Origin of the sequence: Falsihalocynthiibacter sp. CO-5D18 (assembly GCF_041205445.1) — a bacterium.
GTDB lineage: Bacteria > Pseudomonadota > Alphaproteobacteria > Rhodobacterales > Rhodobacteraceae > Falsihalocynthiibacter > Falsihalocynthiibacter arcticus.
This window is the reverse complement of the sequence record NZ_JBGFCF010000061.1, coordinates 1-1,198: the sequence shown is the minus strand read 5'-3', so window position 1 is coordinate 1,198 and position 1,198 is coordinate 1. Positions and strand designations below refer to the sequence as shown.

The window sequence follows — 1,198 nt, the reverse complement described above, 5'->3', positions numbered from 1 at the left end:
GGTAATCCCCCCATTTCTAATGGGGTGCGGCTGTAGAACTTACGCGGCCATTTTCAGTTTCTGGGCGGGGGTCATGCCGCCTATGCCCATATTCGGGCGGTCATTGTTGTAAGTCCATAGCCATTGTGTGGCGAAGTCCTGTGCCTCCTCGATGTTTTCAATGATATGTTGGTCCAGCCATTCATGCCTGACCGTGCGGTTGTAGCGTTCGATGTAAGCGTTTTGTTGCGGCTTTCCAGGTTGAATATGTTGGATGGTAATACCTTGTTTCTCAGCCCATTCCAGCAGCTTACCACTGATGTACTCCGGCCCATTATCGACCCGAATGGTTCCTGGTTTCCCACGCCATTCAATGATCCGATTAAGGCTGCGAATAACCCGTTCGGCTGGCAAAGAAAAATCGACCTCAATGCCCAATCCCTCGCGGTTAAAATCATCCAGCACGTTCAAGAGCCGAAACGCCCGCCCATCCCCGAGGCGATCCGCCATGAAGTCCATCGACCACGTCACGTTCGGTGCGTCCGGCACCGCCAGCGCATCGGGTTTGTCCCGCTTTAACCGTTTCCGAGGTTTGATCCGCAAATTCAGTTCTAGTTCGCAGTAAATCCGGTAAACCCTTTTGTGGTTCCACGGATGGCCCTGCACGTTACGTAGATGCAGGAAGCATAGCCCAAACCCCCAAGTCTTCCGTGCGACCGTCAGTCCAACCAGAAAATCGGCAATCTCTTCGTTCTCATCGCTCAAGAGAGGGCTGTAACGATAGCACGTCTCACTGACATCAAACGTGCGGCAGGCCAGCGCAATGCTAACACCGTGGCGCGCCACCGCTTTCTCGGCCAGACCTCGTCGTAAGGCTGGCCGGATCACTTTTTTCCTAGGGCTTCCTTCAGTAATTCTGCTTGCATACTCATCTCGGCATACATCTTCTTCAGCCGCCGGTTCTCGTCTTCAAGCGCTTTCATTTGGCTGATCATCGACGCGTCCATACCGCCATATTTTGATCGCCATTTGTAGAACGACGCGTTGCTCATTCCGTGCTCGCGGCACAGCTCCGTTACCGGCACACCACTTTCGGCTTGGCGTAGGATCGCAAGAATTTGGGGTTCACTATATCTCGTCATCTTCATCAAAAATCTCCTCAGATATCTTGCCGAGAAAATTCTACTTTTGAACACCACTAATTTTAGGGGGGATTACC

The 1,198-nt window shown here is 52.3% G+C and carries 1 protein-coding gene; it reads right to left on the bottom strand.

Features of this window, described 5'->3' with window-relative positions; translation table 11 throughout:
• Positions 1 to 39 precede the first annotated feature (39 nt).
• Positions 40 to 1,127, bottom strand: a protein-coding gene (locus AB9F27_RS21865; protein WP_369758198.1) for an IS3 family transposase whose coding sequence is annotated in 2 segments (ribosomal slippage) — positions 40 to 866 and positions 866 to 1,127 — 1,089 coding nt in all. Because the reading frame shifts where the segments join, the coding sequence is not laid out codon by codon here.
• Positions 1,128 to 1,198: the final 71 nt, after the last annotated feature.